General features: G+C 69.9%; 19 protein-coding genes. 7 read left to right on the forward strand and 12 right to left on the reverse strand.

Translation table 11 applies throughout. The annotated features are described in order from the left end of the window. Positions 1 to 222 precede the first annotated feature (222 nt). Positions 223 to 1485 (forward strand): nucleotide sugar dehydrogenase, encoded by a 1263-nt coding sequence (locus OHA88_RS20590; protein ID WP_267002886.1) that lies wholly within the window; start codon positions 223 to 225, stop codon positions 1483 to 1485. A gap of 108 nt (positions 1486 to 1593) precedes the next feature. Further along, positions 1594 to 2181 (forward strand): hypothetical protein, encoded by a 588-nt coding sequence (locus tag OHA88_RS20595; protein WP_328626617.1) that lies wholly within the window; start codon positions 1594 to 1596, stop codon positions 2179 to 2181. Between the two features lie 66 nt (positions 2182 to 2247). Here the strand turns inward: OHA88_RS20595 and OHA88_RS20600 are convergent, their stop codons facing one another. The 4 genes from OHA88_RS20600 to OHA88_RS20615 all read right to left on the reverse strand — a co-directional run bounded on the left by OHA88_RS20600 (position 2248) and on the right by OHA88_RS20615 (position 6596). Further along, positions 2248 to 3372 carry a GuaB3 family IMP dehydrogenase-related protein gene (locus OHA88_RS20600; RefSeq protein WP_030979608.1) on the reverse strand — a complete coding sequence of 375 codons (1125 nt, stop codon included), beginning with the start codon at positions 3370 to 3372 and terminating at the stop codon, positions 2248 to 2250. Between the two features lie 115 nt (positions 3373 to 3487). Further along, positions 3488 to 4993: an IMP dehydrogenase gene (guaB, locus tag OHA88_RS20605; protein WP_267002890.1), complete on the reverse strand. Its 1506-nt coding sequence runs from the start codon at positions 4991 to 4993 to the stop codon at positions 3488 to 3490. A 139-nt stretch (positions 4994 to 5132) separates the two neighbouring features. Beyond that, positions 5133 to 5708 (reverse strand): sigma-70 family RNA polymerase sigma factor, encoded by a 576-nt coding sequence (locus tag OHA88_RS20610; RefSeq protein WP_030084428.1) that lies wholly within the window; start codon positions 5706 to 5708, stop codon positions 5133 to 5135. 276 nt (positions 5709 to 5984) lie between these two features. After that, entirely contained in the window at positions 5985 to 6596 is a 612-nt protein-coding gene (locus OHA88_RS20615) for a response regulator transcription factor (protein ID WP_003948568.1), read from the reverse strand. A gap of 413 nt (positions 6597 to 7009) precedes the next feature. Here OHA88_RS20615 and OHA88_RS20620 point away from each other — a divergent pair, with 413 nt between their 5' ends. After that, entirely contained in the window at positions 7010 to 7348 is a 339-nt protein-coding gene (locus OHA88_RS20620) for a WhiB family transcriptional regulator (RefSeq protein WP_267002893.1), read from the forward strand. 44 nt (positions 7349 to 7392) lie between these two features. Here the strand turns inward: OHA88_RS20620 and OHA88_RS20625 are convergent, their stop codons facing one another. After that, complete coding sequence (locus OHA88_RS20625) at positions 7393 to 8283, reverse strand: LysR family transcriptional regulator (RefSeq protein ID WP_326628005.1); 891 nt, start codon at positions 8281 to 8283, stop codon at positions 7393 to 7395. A 90-nt stretch (positions 8284 to 8373) separates the two neighbouring features. Between OHA88_RS20625 and OHA88_RS20630 the strand changes: the two genes are divergently transcribed. From OHA88_RS20630 to OHA88_RS20640, 3 genes are all read left to right on the forward strand, one after another. Continuing rightward, positions 8374 to 9048 carry an MOSC domain-containing protein gene (locus OHA88_RS20630; protein ID WP_328629745.1) on the forward strand — a complete coding sequence of 225 codons (675 nt, stop codon included), beginning with the start codon at positions 8374 to 8376 and terminating at the stop codon, positions 9046 to 9048. Between the two features lie 34 nt (positions 9049 to 9082). Next, on the forward strand, positions 9083 to 9856 hold the full coding sequence (locus OHA88_RS20635) for an SDR family NAD(P)-dependent oxidoreductase (RefSeq protein WP_267002897.1): 774 nt from the start codon (positions 9083 to 9085) through the stop codon (positions 9854 to 9856). Positions 9857 to 10342: 486 nt separating this feature from the next. Beyond that, positions 10343 to 11038, forward strand: coding sequence for an ester cyclase (locus tag OHA88_RS20640; protein WP_328626618.1), 696 nt, complete (start codon positions 10343 to 10345; stop codon positions 11036 to 11038). Between the two features lie 112 nt (positions 11039 to 11150). On the opposite strand, the gene groL is transcribed toward OHA88_RS20640, so the two are convergent. From groL to OHA88_RS20655, 3 genes are all read right to left on the reverse strand, one after another. Continuing rightward, positions 11151 to 12776, reverse strand: a complete 1626-nt coding sequence (groL, locus tag OHA88_RS20645) for a chaperonin GroEL (RefSeq protein WP_326605323.1) — start codon at positions 12774 to 12776, stop codon at positions 11151 to 11153. A 99-nt stretch (positions 12777 to 12875) separates the two neighbouring features. Next, on the reverse strand, positions 12876 to 13184 hold the full coding sequence (gene groES / locus OHA88_RS20650) for a co-chaperone GroES (protein WP_030914297.1): 309 nt from the start codon (positions 13182 to 13184) through the stop codon (positions 12876 to 12878). A gap of 667 nt (positions 13185 to 13851) precedes the next feature. Further along, on the reverse strand, positions 13852 to 14085 hold the full coding sequence (locus tag OHA88_RS20655; protein ID WP_328626619.1) for a hypothetical protein: 234 nt from the start codon (positions 14083 to 14085) through the stop codon (positions 13852 to 13854). A 30-nt stretch (positions 14086 to 14115) separates the two neighbouring features. On the opposite strand from OHA88_RS20655, the gene OHA88_RS20660 reads away from it, so the two are divergent. Continuing rightward, complete coding sequence (locus tag OHA88_RS20660) at positions 14116 to 15486, forward strand: class I SAM-dependent methyltransferase (protein WP_328626620.1); 1371 nt, start codon at positions 14116 to 14118, stop codon at positions 15484 to 15486. Here OHA88_RS20660 and OHA88_RS20665 read toward each other — a convergent pair. The 4 genes from OHA88_RS20665 to OHA88_RS20680 all read right to left on the reverse strand — a co-directional run bounded on the left by OHA88_RS20665 (position 15483) and on the right by OHA88_RS20680 (position 18246). After that, positions 15483 to 15848, reverse strand: coding sequence for a hypothetical protein (locus OHA88_RS20665; RefSeq protein ID WP_267002908.1), 366 nt, complete (start codon positions 15846 to 15848; stop codon positions 15483 to 15485). The genes OHA88_RS20660 and OHA88_RS20665 overlap by 4 nt on opposite strands. 260 nt (positions 15849 to 16108) lie before the next feature. Then, positions 16109 to 16249 carry a hypothetical protein gene (locus tag OHA88_RS20670; protein ID WP_267002910.1) on the reverse strand — a complete coding sequence of 47 codons (141 nt, stop codon included), beginning with the start codon at positions 16247 to 16249 and terminating at the stop codon, positions 16109 to 16111. A gap of 186 nt (positions 16250 to 16435) precedes the next feature. After that, on the reverse strand, positions 16436 to 16900 hold the full coding sequence (locus tag OHA88_RS20675; protein WP_326628013.1) for a VOC family protein: 465 nt from the start codon (positions 16898 to 16900) through the stop codon (positions 16436 to 16438). Between the two features lie 65 nt (positions 16901 to 16965). Further along, the gene (locus OHA88_RS20680; RefSeq protein WP_328626621.1) at positions 16966 to 18246 is read right to left on the reverse strand and encodes an RNA polymerase sigma factor; all 1281 of its coding nucleotides are present in this window, start codon (positions 18244 to 18246) and stop codon (positions 16966 to 16968) included. Positions 18247 to 18283: the final 37 nt, after the last annotated feature.

An 18283-nucleotide genomic window follows, 5' to 3' on the forward strand; every position in this document is an offset into this window, starting at 1 on the left:
GTCCGGCACAGGATGCGGTCCGACCGCGGGGTCGGGTGCCCGTGCCCACCACTCGATTCTGTCCGCGGTCCGCGACTTCAGCCACCGCCTGTGGACAACACCCGGTAGACGAGAGCCACACAATGCGACATATAGGTCATATTTACGCCTAGTGTGACATTGCACTGTCCCCAGCGGTTGCGCTTTCTGCCTTCATGGTCTTAGGGAAGGACGGCCACCCACATGCCCGCAGACCTCGCCATCATCGGACTCGGTCACCTCGGCCTGCCCCTCGCCCAAGCCGCCGTCGCCGCCGGTATCCAGACCGTCGGCTACGACACCGATCCCCGCCCGTTCGCCGAGCTCTCCGCCGGCCGCACACCCGTCGAGGGCTCACTCGCCGCTTCGGAGATCCGCCGGATGCTCTCGGGAGGCTTCCGGCCCACCACCGACCCGGCCGAGCTCGGCCGGGTCCGTACCGCCGTGATCTGCGCGCCCACCCCCCTCGGCGCCGACCGCACCCTGGACCTCACCGCCGTCGGCGACGCCGCCCGCGCCCTCGCCGCCCGGCTGCGCCCGCACACCACCGTCCTGCTCGAATCGGCCGTGCCCCCCGGCACCACCGAGAACTTCGTGCGCCCCCTCCTCGAAGAGGGATCGGGGCTGCGCGCCGGCCGCGACTTCCACCTCGCGTGCTCCCCCAGCCGCCTCGACCCCGGCAACCGCACCCACGTCTACAGCAACACCCCCAAGGTCATCGGTGGCCTCACCCCGGCCTGCACCGAATCGGCCGCCACCTTCTACGGCCGGCTCACCGACAAGGTCGTACGGGCCCGCGGGCCGCGCGAGGCCGAGATGACGAAGGTCCTGGAGACCAACTTCCGGCACGTCAACATCGCGCTGGTCAACGAGATGGCGGTGCTCTGCCACGACCTCGGCGTCGACCTCTGGGACGTCATCCGGTGCGCCGAGACCAAGCCGTTCGGCTTCCAGCCGTTCCGTCCGGGCCCCGGCGTCGGCGGCCACTGCCCCCCGGTCGACCCGGGCTTTCTCCCGTACAGCAGCCGCACCCCCGGCCATCCGCTGCGAATGGTCTCGCTCGCCCAGGAGATCAACGACCGGATGCCGAGCTACGTGATCCAGCGCTGCGCCACCCTGCTGAACGAACACGGCAAGTCCGTCCGGGGCGCCCGGGTCCTGCTCCTCGGCGTCACCTACAAGCCGGATCTCGCCGACCAGGAGGCCTCCCCCGCCCGGGAGATCGCCACCCGGCTGATGGACATGGGTGCACAGATCGGCTACCACGACCCGCACGTCCTGGACTGGCGCGTCCGCGAACTGCCGGTGCCGCGCGCGGACTCGCTGTACGAAGCCGCGTCGAGCGCGGACCTGACGGTGCTGCTCCAGCACCACCGTACGTACGACCTCCAGGGCCTTGCCGTGAAGGCCCAACTCCTCCTGGACACCCGGGGCGCCACCCCGGCAGGAGCGGCGCACCGGCTGTGAGGGCGGTCCCCCCAAGGATTTCGGTGGGCGATGTCGGAGACGGCTGCTAGCCTGCGGCGTCACTTCTCGCACAGTCGTGCGCTTCCGTCCCAGGGGGGATCCAGCACCATGAGTCAGCCCGTGCCGCCGCCGAACCAGCCGCAGCAGCCGTACGACGCCCAGCCCGGCGGCGGCAACCCGTTCGCGGGTCAGCAGCCCGGCCAGCCCGGTCAGCCCGGCGTCCCGACCGGCAACCCGTTCGCGGGTCAGCAGCCCGGCCAGTTCGGCGGCGTGCCGTTCGCGCCGGCGGCTCCCGTCCGCAACAACGTGGGCCTCGGCCTGCTCGCCGCGGTCGTCGCCGCCCTCGTCGCCGCCGGCATCTACGGCGGGATCATCGGCGCCACCAAGCACGAGATCGGCTACGCGGCCGTGGGTGTCGGATTCCTCGTCGGCCTCGCCGCGGGCAAGGTCGGCGGCCGCAACCCCGTGCTGCCGGTCCTCAGCGCGGTGCTCGCGCTGGTCTCCGTCTACTTCGGCCAGCTGCTCGGTGTGGCCATGATCAACAAGCCGGACAGTATGCCCCTCTCCGAGATCTTCCTCGATCACTTCAGCGAGCTGAACTCCCTGTGGAAGGCCGACATCGACCCGATCGCCTTCCTCTTCTTCGCTCTCGCCGCGTTCGCCGCGTTCTCCGGCGCCAAGAAGGCCGCAGGCTGATCCGGCTCATACGGGAGGGCCCGGACCGCACAAGCGGTCCGGGCCCTCCCGTATGTCCGAGAAAAATCAGCGGCGGTGCTGCGAGTCCGCCACAGTCACCTCGACGCGCTGGAACTCCTTGAGGTCGCTGTACCCCGTCGTCGCCATCGCCCGGCGCAGCGCACCGAAGATGTTCATCGAGCCGTCAGGGGTGTGCGAGGGGCCGGTGAGGACCTCCTCCGTCGTGCCCACGGAGCCCAGGTCCACCAGCTTGCCGCGCGGCACGTCCTCGTGGACCGCCTCCATGCCCCAGTGCCGGCCGCGGCCGGGCGCGTCCGTCGCACGGGCCAGCGGGGAGCCCATCATCACGGCGTCGGCGCCGCAGGCGATGGCCTTCGGCAGGTCGCCGGACCAGCCGACGCCGCCGTCCGCGATCACGTGCACATACCGGCCACCGGACTCGTCCATGTAGTCGCGACGGGCCCCGGCCACGTCGGCGACCGCGGTCGCCATGGGGACCTGGATACCGAAGACGTTGCGCGTGGTGTGCGCGGCGCCGCCGCCGAAGCCGACGAGGACACCGGCCGCACCGGTACGCATCAGGTGCAGCGCCGCGGTGTACGTGGCGCAGCCGCCGACGATCACCGGGACGTCCAGTTCGTAGATGAACTGCTTGAGGTTGAGCGGCTCGGCCGCGCTCGAGACGTGCTCGGCGGAGACCGTCGTGCCGCGGATGACGAAGATGTCGACGCCCGCGTCGACGACGGCCTTGGAGAACTGGGCGGTGCGCTGCGGCGAGAGCGCGGCGGCGGTGACGACACCGGAGTCGCGCACCTCCTTGATGCGCTGCCCGATCAGCTCCTCCTGGATCGGCGCGGCGTAGATCTCCTGGAGGCGGCGGGTCGCCGACTCCACGGGCATCTCGGCGATCTCGTCGAGGAGCGGCTGCGGGTCGGCGTGCCGGGTCCACAGGCCTTCGAGGTTGAGGACGCCGAGACCACCCAGCTCACCGATCCGGATCGCGGTCTGCGGGGAGACCACGGAGTCCATCGGAGCGGCCAGGAACGGCAGCTCGAACCGGTAGGCGTCGATCTGCCACGCGATCGAGACCTCCTTCGGGTCGCGGGTGCGACGGCTCGGCACGACGGCGATGTCGTCGAAGGCGTACGCCCGGCGGCCGCGCTTGCCGCGCCCGATCTCGATCTCAGTCACGATGGTGTGGCCTTTCAGTTCCCTAGGCGTACTGTCTGCGTTTCCCAGTATCCCCGACACACAGGTGAGGGGCGGTCCCAGTACGCCCGGACCGCCCCTCACCTGTTCTGTTGCGTTACTTCCTGCTGTAGTTCGGCGCTTCGACCGTCATCTGGATGTCGTGCGGGTGGCTCTCCTTGAGCCCCGCCGAGGTGATCCGGACGAACCGGCCGTTGGCCTGGAGCTCCGGGACGGTGCGGCCGCCGACGTAGAACATCGACTGGCGCAGACCGCCGGTGAGCTGGTGGACGACCGCGGAGAGCGGGCCGCGGTAAGGAACCTGGCCCTCGATGCCCTCGGGGACCAGCTTCTCGTCGGAGGCGACGCCCTCCTGGAAGTAGCGGTCCTTGGAGAACGACTTGCGGTCGCCACGCGTCTGCATCGCGGCGAGCGAACCCATGCCGCGGTACGACTTGAACTGCTTGCCGTTGATGAAGAGCAGCTCGCCCGGGGACTCCTCGCAGCCCGCCAGCAGCGAGCCGAGCATCACGGTGTCCGCACCGGCCACCAGGGCCTTGGCGATGTCTCCGGAGTACTGCAGGCCGCCGTCGCCGATGACCGGGACACCGGCCGCCTTGGCGGCGAGCGACGCCTCATAGATCGCGGTGACCTGCGGAACGCCGATGCCGGCGACCACGCGGGTGGTGCAGATGGAGCCGGGGCCGACGCCCACCTTGATGCCGTCGACGCCCGCGTCGATCAGCGCCTGGGCGCCGTCACGGGTGGCGATGTTGCCGCCGATGACGTCGACACCCGACGCGTTCGACTTGATCTTGGCGACCATGTCGGAGACTAGACGGGAGTGGCCGTGCGCGGTGTCGACGACGATGAAGTCGACGCCCGCCTCGACGAGTGCCTGGGCCCGCTCGAAGGCGTCGCCCGCGACACCGACGGCGGCTCCGACCAGCAGCCGGCCTTCCCTGTCCTTCGCGGCGTTCGGGTACTTCTCCGCCTTGACGAAGTCCTTGACGGTGATGAGGCCCTTGAGAACCCCTGCGTCGTCGACCAGCGGAAGCTTCTCGATCTTGTGGCGGCGCAGCAGCTCCATGGCGTCCACGCCGGAGATGCCGACCTTGCCGGTGACGAGCGGCATGGGCGTCATGACCTCGCGCACCTGGCGCGAACGGTCCGGCTCGAAGGCCATGTCACGGTTGGTGACGATGCCGAGGAGCTTGCCCGCCCCGTCGGTCACCGGCACGCCGCTGATGCGGAACTTGGCGCACAGCTCGTCGGCCTCGCGCAGGGTCGCGTCCGGGTGCACCGTGATCGGGTCGGTGACCATGCCGGACTCGGAACGCTTCACCAGGTCGACCTGGTTGGCCTGGTCAGCGATGGAGAGATTGCGGTGCAGCACACCGGCGCCACCCTGGCGGGCCATGGCGATCGCCATGCGGGCCTCGGTGACCTTGTCCATCGCGGCGGACAGCAGCGGGATGTTCACCCGCACGTTCTTCGAGATGTACGAGGAAGTGTCGATCTGATCGGGCGCCATGTCGGACGCGCCGGGCAGCAGCAGCACGTCGTCGTATGTCAGCCCGAGCGACGCGAATTTCTCGGGCACTCCGTCGACGTTTGCAGTCATGACACCTTCCCCAAATGGCCTTGATCGGTGCGGATGTCCATGCTAACGGCCTCCGGGGGTGTCTCATTCCACGAGCAAGATCACCTAGAGGTTCTGTAGCTTCGTACGGAACTCCGTTTCGGGGTGAAGCCGGTGCCGCTCACTGCTCGGCGAGGGCCCGCAACCTGCTCAGCGCACGGTGCTGGGCGACCCGGACGGCACCCGGCGACATGCCCAGCATCTGCCCGGTCTCCTCGGCGGTCAGACCGACGGCGACCCGCAGAACCAGCAGCTCGCGCTGGTTCTCCGGGAGGTTGGCAAGGAGCTTCTTGGCCCAGGCGGCATCGCTGCTGAGCAGCGCACGCTCCTCGGGCCCGAGCGAATCGTCCGGCCGCTCCGGCATCTCGTCGGAGGGCACGGCGGTCGATCCCGGGTGCCGCATGGCGGCGCGCTGGAGATCGGCGACCTTGTGGCCGGCGATGGCGAAGACAAAGGCTTCGAAGGGTCTGCCGGTGTCCTTGTAGCGCGGCAACGCCATCAGCACCGCGACACAGACCTCCTGCGCCAGGTCCTCCACGAAGTGGCGAGCATCACCGGGCAGCCGGTTCAGCCGGGACCTGCAGTAGCGCAGCGCGAGGGGATGGACATGGGCCAGCAGATCATGGGTGGCCTGCGCGTCGCCGTCGACGGCACGGTGCACCAGAGCACCGATCACCGTCGTCTCGTCGTCGCGCATCGGACCATGGTGCCTCGGTGCCGCTTCATCCGTGGCACCGCGTCCGTAGTTGTGCACCGAAGCGTTATGAGCGGGTGCGCCGGAAGTCATGTCCTGCGCCCTCCCCTTCCGCTCGACCGAATCGTTCCCGAGGAACTCCACATCTCAAGGATGCGGCATCGGCCGGGAAGCGTCACATACTGCGGGGCACCGGCTCCCGATCTGCCGCCCGGCGCCCCCGTCGCCCCGCCCGCCGGAGGGCGGACGGGGACACCCCCTACCGGCCATCGCCGGTCATCAGCGCACCAGGCCCCAGCGGAAGCCGAGCGCCACGGCGTGCGCCCGGTCCGAGGCGCCGAGCTTCTTGAAAAGCCGCCGGGCGTGCGTCTTCACCGTGTCCTCGGAGAGGAAGAGCTCGCGCCCGATCTCCGCGTTGGAACGGCCGTGGCTCATCCCTTCGAGCACCTGGATCTCACGTGCGGTGAGCGTCGGCGCCGCACCCATCTCGGCCGACCGCAGCCGACGTGGGGCAAGCCGCCACGTCGGATCGGCCAGTGCCTGGGTGACGGTCGCCCGCAGCTCCGCGCGGGAGGCGTCCTTGTGCAGATATCCGCGGGCACCGGCGGCGACCGCTAGCGCGACACCGTCCAGGTCCTCGGCGACGGTCAGCATGATGATCCGCGCCCCGGGGTCGGCGGAGAGCAGCCGCCGGACCGTCTCCACACCTCCCAGACCGGGCATGCGTACGTCCATCAGAATGAGATCCGAACGGTCGGCACCCCAGCGGCGGAGAACTTCCTCACCGTTGGCCGCCGTCGTCACACGCTCGACGCCGGGCACGGTCGCGACCGCGCGACGGAGCGCCTCTCGGGCAAGCGGGGAGTCGTCGCAGACGAGGACGGATGTCATGACCGTCCTCCGCAGCTGATGCGCGTCACCTTGAGCCTCCAGGCTGAATACAAGTCGTCACCTGTGCGGTTGACACTCTCGGACATCTGCCCGATCGCTTTTTCCGTCAACCGCCTCCGCCCTCTCAACGATGGTCACTCGAAAGAGTTACGGGTCCGACGACCAGGTTCGGCACTCTACGTGAGGAGTCGCACACGGAGGAGAACGGCGCGGATTGTCCAGTCGTCAATCGAAGCTTCACCTGAAGGTATGCCCCATTTAGCGGGTTTTCTTCCCTTTTGCTGGTGTCTGTGGATAGATTCGCAATCAGTCATATTTACATCTACTTACACCGTAGATGTACGGTCATGAGCACGGTCACCGACGAACGACTACCGCGTAGCCGACTCAGCATGGTTTCGAGGGGACAAGCAATGGCAGATTTCTCCCGCCTTCCCGGACCCAACGCCGATCTGTGGGACTGGCAGCTGCTGGCGGCCTGCCGTGGGGTCGACAGCTCACTGTTCTTCCACCCGGAGGGTGAGCGCGGAGCGGCCCGGAGCGCCCGCGAGAACTCGGCGAAAGAGGTATGTATGCGATGCCCGGTACGCGCCGAGTGCGCAGCGCACGCCCTGGCCGTGCGTGAGCCCTACGGAGTGTGGGGCGGACTGACCGAGGACGAGCGCGAAGAGCTCATGGGACGGGCCCGCAACCGACTGATCGCGACAGCAGGGGCTCCATCGGGGTTGTCCGCCCCTTCAGGGCACGGCTGACCCTCGAACCGCGCAGAACAACCGAAGAAACGTTCCTGCACTCCCTAGCGGGCGGCCGCCAGGGAAAGCTGGTCCAGCGTGGCCGCCACGGCCGGGACCTGCGCCAGGTCCGGGAGCGTCAGCGCGACGATCTCACGCTCGACCGCCGGCTCCACCGTCACGGTGCGGGCCCCTTTGGGACGTACCGACTCGATCGCCAGCTCCGGCAGCACGGCCACCCCCAGACCGGCGCCGACCAGGCCGATCACCGCCGGGTAGTCGTCGGTGGCGAAGTCGATCCGGGGGGTGAAACCGGACTCCTCGCAGACCTCCACCAGTTGCCGGCGGCAGCGGGGGCAGCCCGCGATCCAGGACTCGTCGGCCAGTTCACCGATCCCCACCGCATCCGCGTCGGCCAGCCGGTGCCCGTCGGGGACGAGGCCGATCAGCCGGTCGGTGAGCAGCGGACGTACGACCAGGTCGTCCCATTCGGCGCCCGAGGTGCCGTAGCGGAACGCCAGCGCGATGTCGCAGTCCCCCTCCCGGAGCATCTCCACCGAGCGCGGCGGCTCGGCCTCGACCAGGGAGACCCTCGTACCGGGGTGGGCCGCACGCAGGGCGGCGAGGGCGCCGGGAACCAGGGTGGAGCTGCCGCTGGGGAACGAGACGAGCCGGACCCGGCCGGCCCGCAGCCCGGCGATCGCGGCGACCTCCTCCTCGGCGGCGGTCAGCCCGGCGAGGATGCCGGAGGCATGACGCACAAGCGCCTCACCCGCCTGCGTGAGCCGCATCTCGCGACCTGTGCGGATGAGCAGCGGGGTGCCCGCGGAGGACTCCAGGGCCTTCATCTGCTGGCTGACCGCGGGCTGGGTGCAGCCCAGTTCACGCGCGGCGGCGGAGAACGAACCGGTGGCGGCCACGGCGCGCAGGACACGGAGATGACGGGCTTCGATCACCTTTCAACCATAAGGCCCTCTTGGGGCGGGCACCAGTAACCGACCTGTGACTTTGAGACCGGGTGGTTACCGTTGGCCCCTATGAAGCCGATGAAGTTGCTGACTGTGAATGTGGGACGGCCCAAGGCGGTCGACTACACCGACGCTCCCGATGGCGTCACCGGGATCGACAAGCGGCCGGCCGACGGCCCGGTACGGGTCACCGATCCCGGCCCCAGGGGCACCGGTGGCAGCGGGGTGGCCGGGGACGCGGTCTGTGACCGGCGCCATCACGGCGGCACCGACCAGGCCGTGTACGCCTTCGCCCGCGAGGACCTCGACGCCTGGGAGAGCGCGCTCGGCCGCACCCTGGCGAACGGCGCGTTCGGCGAGAACCTGACGATCTCCGGACTGGACGTGAGCGGCGCGAAGATCGGCGAGCGCTGGCGGATCGGCCCCGAGCTGGTGCTGGAGGTGACCTCCGGCCGGATTCCGTGCCGAACGTTCGCCGGTCACCTCGACGAGAGCCGCTGGGTCAAGCGGTTCACGGAGGCAGCCGCTCCGGGCGCCTACCTGCGAGTGGTCGAGCCGGGCGAGATCCGTGCCGGGGACCCGGTCGAGATCGTGCACCGGCCGGACCATGACGTCACCGTGCAGCTGGAGTTCCTGGCCGCGACGACGCGCCGGGAGCTGCTGCCGGAGCTGCTCCCGGCCCGGGACGCACTCCATCCCCGGACGCTGCGCTCCGCCCTGAAGTACGTGGAGTCGAGGACCGCAGGCGAGTGACCCCCGCGGCGGGCGTGGCACTAACGTGCCGCGTATGACGACTGCACTGATTACGGGCGCGACCGCGGGGATCGGGGCCGCCTTCGCACGGCGGCTCGCGGCCGAAGGGCACAACCTGGTGCTGGTGGCGCGCAACACCGAGCGGCTCCGGGAGCAGGCAACCGAACTGCACGACCTGCATGGCATCGAGGCCGAGGTGCTGACCGCCGATCTGTCCGAGGACGACGGGATCGCCTCGGTCGAGGCGCGATTGACGGACCGTCGGCAATCCGTCGATCTACTGATCAACAACGCCGGATTCGGCAACAAGGGCCGCTATCTGGAAGTGTCGATGGCCGATGAGCTGAAGATGCTGAAGGTGCACTGCGAGGCGGTGCTGCGGCTGACCTCGGCGGCCGCGGCCGGAATGAAGGAGCGCGGGCGGGGCGGGGTCGTCAATGTGGCCTCGGTCGCGGCGTTCGTACCGCGCGGGACGTACGGCGCGTCCAAGGCCTGGGTCGTGCAGTTCACCCAGGGCGCGGCGAAGGATCTGGCCGGGTCGGGGGTGCGGCTGATGGCGCTCTGCCCCGGCTTCGTACGGACCGAGTTCCATGAGCGGGCCGGGATGGGGACCGGCAACATCCCGGGCTGGATGTGGCTCGACGCGGACAAGCTGGTGGCGACGGCGCTGGCGGATCTGGCGCGCGGCAAGTCCCTCTCGATCCCGGACGCGCGGTACAAGACGCTGATGGGGCTGGTGAAGGTGGCGCCGCGCGGCCTGCTCGGAGGGGTCACCTCCAAGACCGGCCGCAAGTACGGGCCGCAGTGAGCGGGTTCTTGTCGGATGCCGCGGCCCGCGCGGGCGCGGATGTCAGCGGCGGGCTTCGGCTTGTTGCCGAACCGGTCCTCGCCGCCGTTGTTCTCGATGACGGGGCCGGCGGCGAGGGCGGGCGAGTCCGGGCCGCGCCGGAGGTCGCGGCGCGGCTCCGGGTCCTCAGTGATACGCCGGGGCGCGCAGCACCACGCCGGATGTGACGAATCTTCACCTTCCGTCCGGGATGCCGCCGTTGCACGGCCTGCCGAATGCGCTGTCGTCTCCGCATGTCGCACCGTCGCCCAGTGCCGGGTGGCACCGGACGACGGGCCGGGCGCCGGACGGGATGGCGCGGTTCGCGGCCGGTCCGCCCTTCGCGAAACCGGTGCCCGCCGAGAGGCCTGAATCACTCGGTCCGACCGCTCCACCCGAACCGTCATGAACCCCGTATCTCAATAAAATGGAACCATCCCATCCAGGCTCGTGAGACCGGGAGACACCATGAGATTCGTACAAGTAATCGACTGCAAGACGGAGCGGTTCGATGACATGGACCGCCTCATGGACGAGTGGGTCGAACAGACCAAGGGTTCCCGGACCGCCACTCACAGCCTGATCGGCAAGGACCGCTCCAACGGCGCCCACTACGTGGAGATCGTCGAATTTCCCTCGTACGAGGACGCGGTGGCGAACTCCAAGCTTCCGGAGACCGACCGGATCTTCCAGGAAATCGTGGCGCTCTGCGACGAGACGCCCACCTTCATCGATCTCGACGTGGTCCGCGACGAACAGTTGAACCAGACACTGTCCCGCAGGTTCTTCCACGAGATCGCCGTCGGCGGCAATCTGGACGCCATCGACGAGGTGTTCGCGCCCGACTACGCCGACCACGACATCGCGAAGGAAGAGGAGACCGTGATCGGGTCCGGCAGCCTCCGGGACGATCTCATCGGATGGCGGGCCGCCTTCGACTTCTCCTTCGACCTGGACCGGCAGATCTGCGAGGGCAACGACGTCGTGACGCTGTGGACCTGGACCGGCACCCACAAGGGCGACTTCATGGGCATCCCGCCGACGGGCAGGCAGTGCATCATGACCGGCACCACGATCTTCCGGTTCAAGAACGGCAGGATCCAGGAGGGCTGGTGGCACGAGGACGTCATGGGCCTGATGCGCCAGCTCGGCGCGGTCGACTGAACCCCGCCCGACCGAGCACCGAGGAACGAAGAAGACCGAAGGCCCCCTGTTCCCGCCGCTGAGCGGCGGGAACAAGGGGCCTTCTACGGCTGTGCGCCGGTGCGGCTACGCGTCAGTGCGAGTGACCGTGACCGCCGTGACCGGCGTCGGCCTCTTCCTCGGCCGGCTTCTCGACGACCAGGGTCTCGGTCGTGAGCAGCAGCGACGCGATGGACGCGGCGTTCTCCAGCGCGGAGCGGGTGACCTTGACCGGGTCGATGACGCCGGCCTTCACCAGGTCGCCGTACTCACCGGTCGCGGCGTTGAAGCCCTGGCCCTTGTCGAGGTCGGCGACCTTCGAGGTGATGACGTAACCCTCGAGGCCCGCGTTCTCGGCGATCCAGCGCAGCGGCTCGACGGCGGCGCGGCGCACGACCGCGACACCGGTGGCCTCGTCGCCGGTCTTGCCGAGGTTGCCCTCGAGGACCTTGACGGCGTGGACCAGAGCGGAGCCACCACCGGAGACGATGCCCTCCTCGACCGCGGCGCGGGTCGCGGAGATGGCGTCCTCCAGACGGTGCTTCTTCTCCTTGAGCTCCACCTCGGTGGCGGCACCGACGCGGATCACGCACACGCCGCCGGCCAGCTTCGCAAGGCGCTCCTGGAGCTTCTCGCGGTCCCAGTCGGAGTCCGTGGAGTCGATCTCGGCCTTGATCTGGTTGACCCGGCCCTTGACGTCGCCGGGCTCGCCGCCGCCGTCCACGATGGTCGTGTCGTCCTTGGAGACGGTCACGCGGCGCGCCGTGCCCAGCACGTCCAGACCGGCCTGGTCGAGCTTGAGGCCGACCTCCTCGGCGATGACGGTCGCACCGGTGAGGGTGGCGATGTCGCCGAGCATGGCCTTGCGGCGGTCACCGAAGCCCGGGGCCTTCACCGCGACGGCGTTGAAGGTGCCACGGATCTTGTTGACGACCAGGGTCGACAGGGCCTCGCCCTCGACGTCCTCGGCGATGATCAGCAGCGGCTTGGAGCCACCGGCCTGGATGACCTTCTCCAGCAGCGGGAGCAGCTCCTGGATCGAGCCGATCTTGCCCTGGTGGATCAGGATGTACGGGTCGTCGAGGACGGCCTCCATACGCTCCTGGTCGGTCACCATGTACGGGGACAGGTAACCCTTGTCGAAGGCCATGCCCTCGGTGAACTCGAGGTCCAGACCGAAGGTGTTGGACTCCTCGACGGTGATGACACCGTCCTTGCCGACCTTGTCCATCGCGTCCGCGATGAGCTCGCCGACCTGCGAGTCCTGCGCGGAGAGCGCGGCCACGGCGGCGATGTCGGACTTGTCGTCGATCGGGCGGGCGGTCGCGAGGAGCTCCTCGGACACGGCCTTGACCGCGGCGTCGATGCCCTTCTTCAGGGCGGCCGGGGACGCACCCGCGGCAACGTTGCGCAGGCCCTCGCGGACGAGCGCCTGGGCGAGCACGGTGGCGGTGGTGGTGCCGTCACCCGCTACGTCGTTGGTCTTGGTCGCCACCTCCTTCACCAGCTGGGCACCGAGGTTCTCGTACGGGTCGTCGAGCTCGACCTCGCGCGCGATGGTGACACCGTCGTTGGTGATGGTGGGAGCGCCGAACTTCTTGTCGATGACGACGTTGCGGCCCTTGGGGCCGATCGTCACCTTCACCGTGTCGGCAAGCTTGTTGACGCCACGCTCAAGGGCGCGACGGGCGTCCTCGTCGAACTTCAGAATCTTCGCCATGGGAGCTGAGCTGTCCTCTCAAACGAACTGCGCCCCCGACCGCCGGCTAGGTATTTCGCAGGGGGCCAGGGGCGCAGAACAGAAGCAAACGTGAGTGAATTACTTCTCGACGATCGCGAGCACGTCGCGAGCCGAGAGGACGAGGTACTCCTCGCCGTTGTACTTCACCTCGGTGCCGCCGTACTTGCTGTAGAGCACGATGTCACCGGTGTTGACGTCGAGCGGAAGACGCTCGCCGTTCTCGAAGCGACCCGGGCCCACGGCCAGGACGACGCCCTCCTGGGGCTTCTCCTTGGCGGTGTCCGGGATGACCAGGCCAGAGGCCGTGGTCTGCTCGGCGTCGAGCGGCTGGACCACAATGCGGTCCTCAAGCGGCTTGATGGCAACCTTGGAGCTGGTGGTCGTCACGATCCGGCCTCCCCCTTCGGAGATCTCGGGGTTAACTGCGGGGTTAACTGTCTGGGGTGGCGACCAGGTGGATCCGTCGTCGCGGGTGCCGGACCTGCCAGTCGCGCAGTACTGCTGGCACTCTCCAGTGGGGAGTGCCAGAGCCGAGACTATGACCGCGATTAGCACTCGGTCAAGCGGAGTGCCAATTCGGTGCGGTCGTGGCGTGGCAGCCACGGGCAGGGTCCCCTGGCGCGCAACCCAGGAGCATGCGCCCCGGGCGAGGCTCGCGGGACGAAGTTCACGGGCCCGCGACGTCCACGGGCACACGGCTACCGCCGGTCGCACCCGGCCCCGGGGTCCACGGCGCCGTACGATTCCGGCCGGTCCGGCTGCCGCTGCCTCTGCGGTGGCGACATCCGGGGGGCCGCGGACTCCCGCGGCCGGTCCCGCCGCCCGCAGGCGGTGACGACCCGCGACCCGGGCGCCCCGTGATCACCCCGCACGTCCACCTTCGGCCCCGACTCCGACGTCCGCCCCGCCGCCGGCGCCCGGTGCGGGCCGTGCACCTTCTGCGCAGCCTTCCGGCCCAGTCGTTCGATCGGGTCGACCGACTGCGCACATCCGGCGGTGGCAGTCAGAAGAACGCCTGCCGCCAGTAGTCCGGCGAGCAGCCGGCGCGCCCGGCTCATACGCAGTCCTCCGGCCGTGCCACGGCGTAGCCCTTGTCCGTGTCGGTCTTCATGACCGCCGTGATCGTCTTCATGACCGCGCGGATCATGACGGCCAGACCGCCGCTGCCGTCCAAGTCCGGGGCGCCCCCGGAAGTGCGCGAGGGGCGCGGCCGGAACCGCATATCCCGGCCGCCCCGTCGCAGGTCACCCTGCCTGCGACAGATCGAGCCCGACCTCCGCCCCGTCATGGCAAATTCTTCCTTTTGTCGTAAAACCGCATGAGCTCGGATAGTGGCAGCAGTCGAACGATCACTCGGCCCGACACCGCCGCCGACCCCCGAGCGGTCCCCCGGCTGGCTCACAATGGGCCGGTGAACGCCTTCGCCCCGACCGGCCCGACAGACCCGCGCGACCCGAGCAGCCCGAGCGACCCGTCCGGTGCCACCGACCCGCTCACCGACCCGCTCGCCGCCTTCACGGCACTGCGCGCCCCCGAGGGCGCGGCGCTCCTGACCGAGCTGCGGTCCTACGACCCCGCCCAGGAGCTCGCCACCGCGACCCGGCTGCGCCGCAGCCACCCGGCCGCACTGGTCTCGGCGGCGCTGGGGCAGGCGCGGCTGCGGCAGCGGGCGGTGGCGAAGTTCGGTGCCGAGGACGCGTACCGGATGTTCTTCACGCCGAACGGTGTCGAGCAGGCGACCCGGACCTCGGTAGCCACGTACCGGGCCGGCCGGTTCGCCGCAGCCGGCGTCCGCAGCGTCGCCGATCTCTGCTGCGGGATCGGTGGTGACGCCATCGCGCTCGCCCGCGCGGGCATCTCCGTCCTCGCCGTGGACCGCGACCCGCTGACCGCCGAGGTGGCACGCGCCAACGCCGCCGCGCTCGGGCTGGACGCCCTGATCGAGGTGCGGTGCGCCGATGTCACCGAGATCGACACCGCCGCGTACGACGCCGTGTTCGTCGACCCGGCCCGGCGCGGCGGACGCGGCAGGATCTTCGACCCGGAGGCGTACTCCCCGCCGCTCTCCTGGGCGACCGGTGCCGCGCTGAAGGCCCCCCGCGCCGCGCTGAAGATCGCCCCCGGCATCCCGCACGAGGCGGTCCCCGAGCAGGCTGAGGCCGAGTGGATCTCGGACGGCGGCGATGTGAAGGAGGCGGTGCTCTGGTTCGGCGAGGGGTTCGCGGCCGGCTCGTACCGCGCCACGCTGCTCCCGGCCGGCGCGACCCTGTCGGCTCCCGCCGCGCTGCCCGCCCCGCCCGTCGGCCCGGTCGGCCGCTATCTGTACGAGCCGGACGGTGCCGTCATCCGTGCGCATCTGGTCGCCGACATCGTGGAGCGGTCGGGCGGCCGGCTGATCGACGAGACGATCGCGTACGTCACGAGCGACGAACCGTACGACTCCCCGTACACCTCCGCGTACGAGATCACCGACCGGCTGCCGTTCAACATGAAGAAGCTGAAGGCGCTGCTGCGGGAGCGGAAGGTCGGCGTCCTGACCGTCAAGAAGCGGGGCTCGGCCGTCGAACCGGAGGAGCTGCGCCGCAAGATGAAGCTCCAGGGCCCGAACGCCGCGACCGTGTTCCTGACCCGGGTCGCCGGGGCGCCGACCATGCTGATCGGCCACCCCGTGCGGCCGGAGATGCCTTAGGCCAGGTCGGTCAGGTCTTCTGCGTACACCTGGGAGAGCGGCTGCGGGCCCACGTACTGCTGGCAGTTGCACTGCCCGGCTTCGAAGCGGACCGGCTTCTTGCTCTCGTCCCAGGCCGCCGGCACCTCGACCCGCTCATGGCACTTGCCCCGCTTGTCATGCTTCGCAAGGTGGTGCGTGCAGCCGCAGACCGGCTCCGGCGGCCGGTTCGCCGCCTCGACGGCCAGGCGTTCCTGCTTGCTCGCCTCCAGCAGTTCCAGCTTGCGGGTGTGCCGGTTGCGCAGCGCCGTACGGACGTTGTCGACCGCCCATCCGAAGCCGCCGGTCCAGAAGACGATCAGCACCCACCAGTACCACTCCATGTGACACCCTCCCCCTGCGCGGATCCTGCTACGCGGCCAGGATAGGGGCGGGGGCAGCGGTGAGCGCCGCCGCTGACGGAGAACAGCGGCGCGGACCCGCGCGCCCCGACGAGCACCCGCAGCAGCCGACGGCGGTGCACGAACGCCTTGGTGACGCCGGCCAGGCCGGACAGCCGGCCGATCGTCCGGAGGCCCATGAACGACAGGTGGGACGGGCGGGGTCGGTCGACAGCGGGGAGCCCCGCCCGTCCCGGTCCGGTTCAGTCGTACTGCTCACTGTCCAGGTAGTCGTCGTACGCATCGGGCTCGCCGGCCGAGCCGAGGTACTCGGAGTCGTGGACGGCATCCGCCACGTCGGGATCGTGCTCCGGCTCGCCGCTGTAGTCGTACTGATCGGACATGGCGCCTCCTCTCTCGACGGGCACCCGATGCGCCCGGTCACACAGTCAACGAGGCCGCCGAACCGGCCGGTGCGCCCGCGCGACCGGAGTGACTCCATGCGGATGACGGGCGCCACCTCAGTGGCGTACAGCCCGGTTGACCGTGTGCGGCGGCAGCCCCGCCCGGAGCGGCCGCGGCCCGGACCGTCAGGCGTTGAGCAACGCCTCGATGTCGAGCTTCTTCATGCCGAGCATGGCCTTCATGGCCCGGTCCGCCTTGGCCGGGTCCGGGTCGGAGAGCGCCTCGGACAGCCCGCGCGGGACGATCTGCCAGGACAGCCCGTACTTGTCCTTGAGCCAGCCGCACTGACTCTCCTCGCCGCCGTCGGTGAGCTTGGCCCACAGCTCGTCGACCTCCGCCTGCGACTCGCAGTCGACGGAGAGCGAGATCGCTTCGGTGAAGGGGAACTGCGGGCCGCCGTTGAGTGCGATGTACTCCTGGCCGGCCAGCCGGAATTCGACGGTCATGACCGCGCCCGGCTCGCCCGGCGACGCCTCGGTGTAGTGCGTGACGCCCAGCACCTTCGAGTCCCCTCCGAAGATGGAGACGTAGTGGTTCGCGGCCTCCTCGGCCTGGTTGTCGAACCATAGGAAGGTCTTGATCTTCTGCATGGCCTGCTCCTAGGCGACTCGTACGGGGGTGGCTGTGCAAGGTAGACCTTGCCGCCGCCCGAAACTCATCGCGGCGCGCCGCCTTCCTCCGCCTCCTTCTCCGCCCGCGCCAGCAGCAGCGCCTGCTCGCGTGCGTTGCGGGTCAGTCCCGCCGCCCGCACGAATTCCGCCCGCGCCTCGTCCGCACGCCCCAGCCGTGCCAGCAGATCGCCGCGCACGCTCGGCAGCAGGTGGTACGCCGCCAGCGCCCGGTCGCCGGCCAGGGCATCGACCAGTGCGAGCCCGGCCTCGGGCCCCTCGGCCATCGACACCGCGACCGCGCGGTTCAGTTCCACCACGGGTGACGGGGCCGCCTTGGCCAGCAGGCCGTAGAGCGTGGCGATGACCGCCCAGTCCGTCTCCTCGTACGTCACCGCGTGGGCGTGGCACGCTGCGATGGCGGCCTGCAGGGCGTACGGGCCGGGGGCCCCGCCCAGTGCGTTCGCCCGCTCAAGCGCCGCGTACCCGCGCCGGATCAGCAACCGGTCCCAGCGGGACCGGTTCTGGTCGGCGAGCAGGACGGGCTCGCCGTCCGGGCCGGTCCTGGCCGCGGTGCGGGACGCCTGGAGCTCCAGCAGGGCGACCAGGCCGTGCACTTCGGGTTCCTGCCCCATCAGCCCGGCCAGCACCCGGGCCAGCCGCAGCGCGTCCTCGCAGAGCCCCGGGCGCAGCCAGTCGTCGCCCGCGGTGGCCGCGTACCCCTCGTTGAAGATCAGGTAGATCACTTCGAGCACGGAGTCGAGCCGGGCCGCGCGGTCGGAGCCGTACGGCACTTCGAAGGGGACGCCGGCCCGGCCCAGGGTGCGTTTCGCGCGGACGATGCGCTGGGCGACGGTCGGCTCGGACACCAGGAACGCCCGGGCGATCTCGTCGGTGGTGAGGCCGCCGAGCAGCCGCAGGGTGAGCGCGATCCGGGCCTCGGTCGACAGCACCGGGTGGCACGCGGTGAAGATCAGCCGCAGCAGGTCGTCGTCGATGTCGTCGGCCCCCGCGATGTCGTCCGGCCCGGGCGGCTGCACGTCCTCCAGGGTCCGTCCGACCTCGGCGAGCTTGCGGGCGTACGTCTCCTTGCGGCGGACCAGATCGATCGCGCGGTGCTTGGCGGTGGCCGTCAGCCAGGCGCCCGGCCGGTCCGGGACACCCGACTCCGGCCACTGTTCCAATGCCGCGACCAGGGCGTCCTGCGCGAGTTCCTCGGCGATGCCCACGTCCCGCACGATGCGGGCGACACCGGCGATGATCCGCGCGGACTCGATCCTGAATACGGCCTCGACCGCCGCGGCCGCGCTTGCTTCCGTCACGGCCACCCATCAGAGCAGCCGATCAGAAGCGGAGCAAGCGCGG

The organism is Streptomyces sp. NBC_00353, assembly GCF_036108815.1.
Lineage (GTDB): Bacteria > Actinomycetota > Actinomycetes > Streptomycetales > Streptomycetaceae > Streptomyces.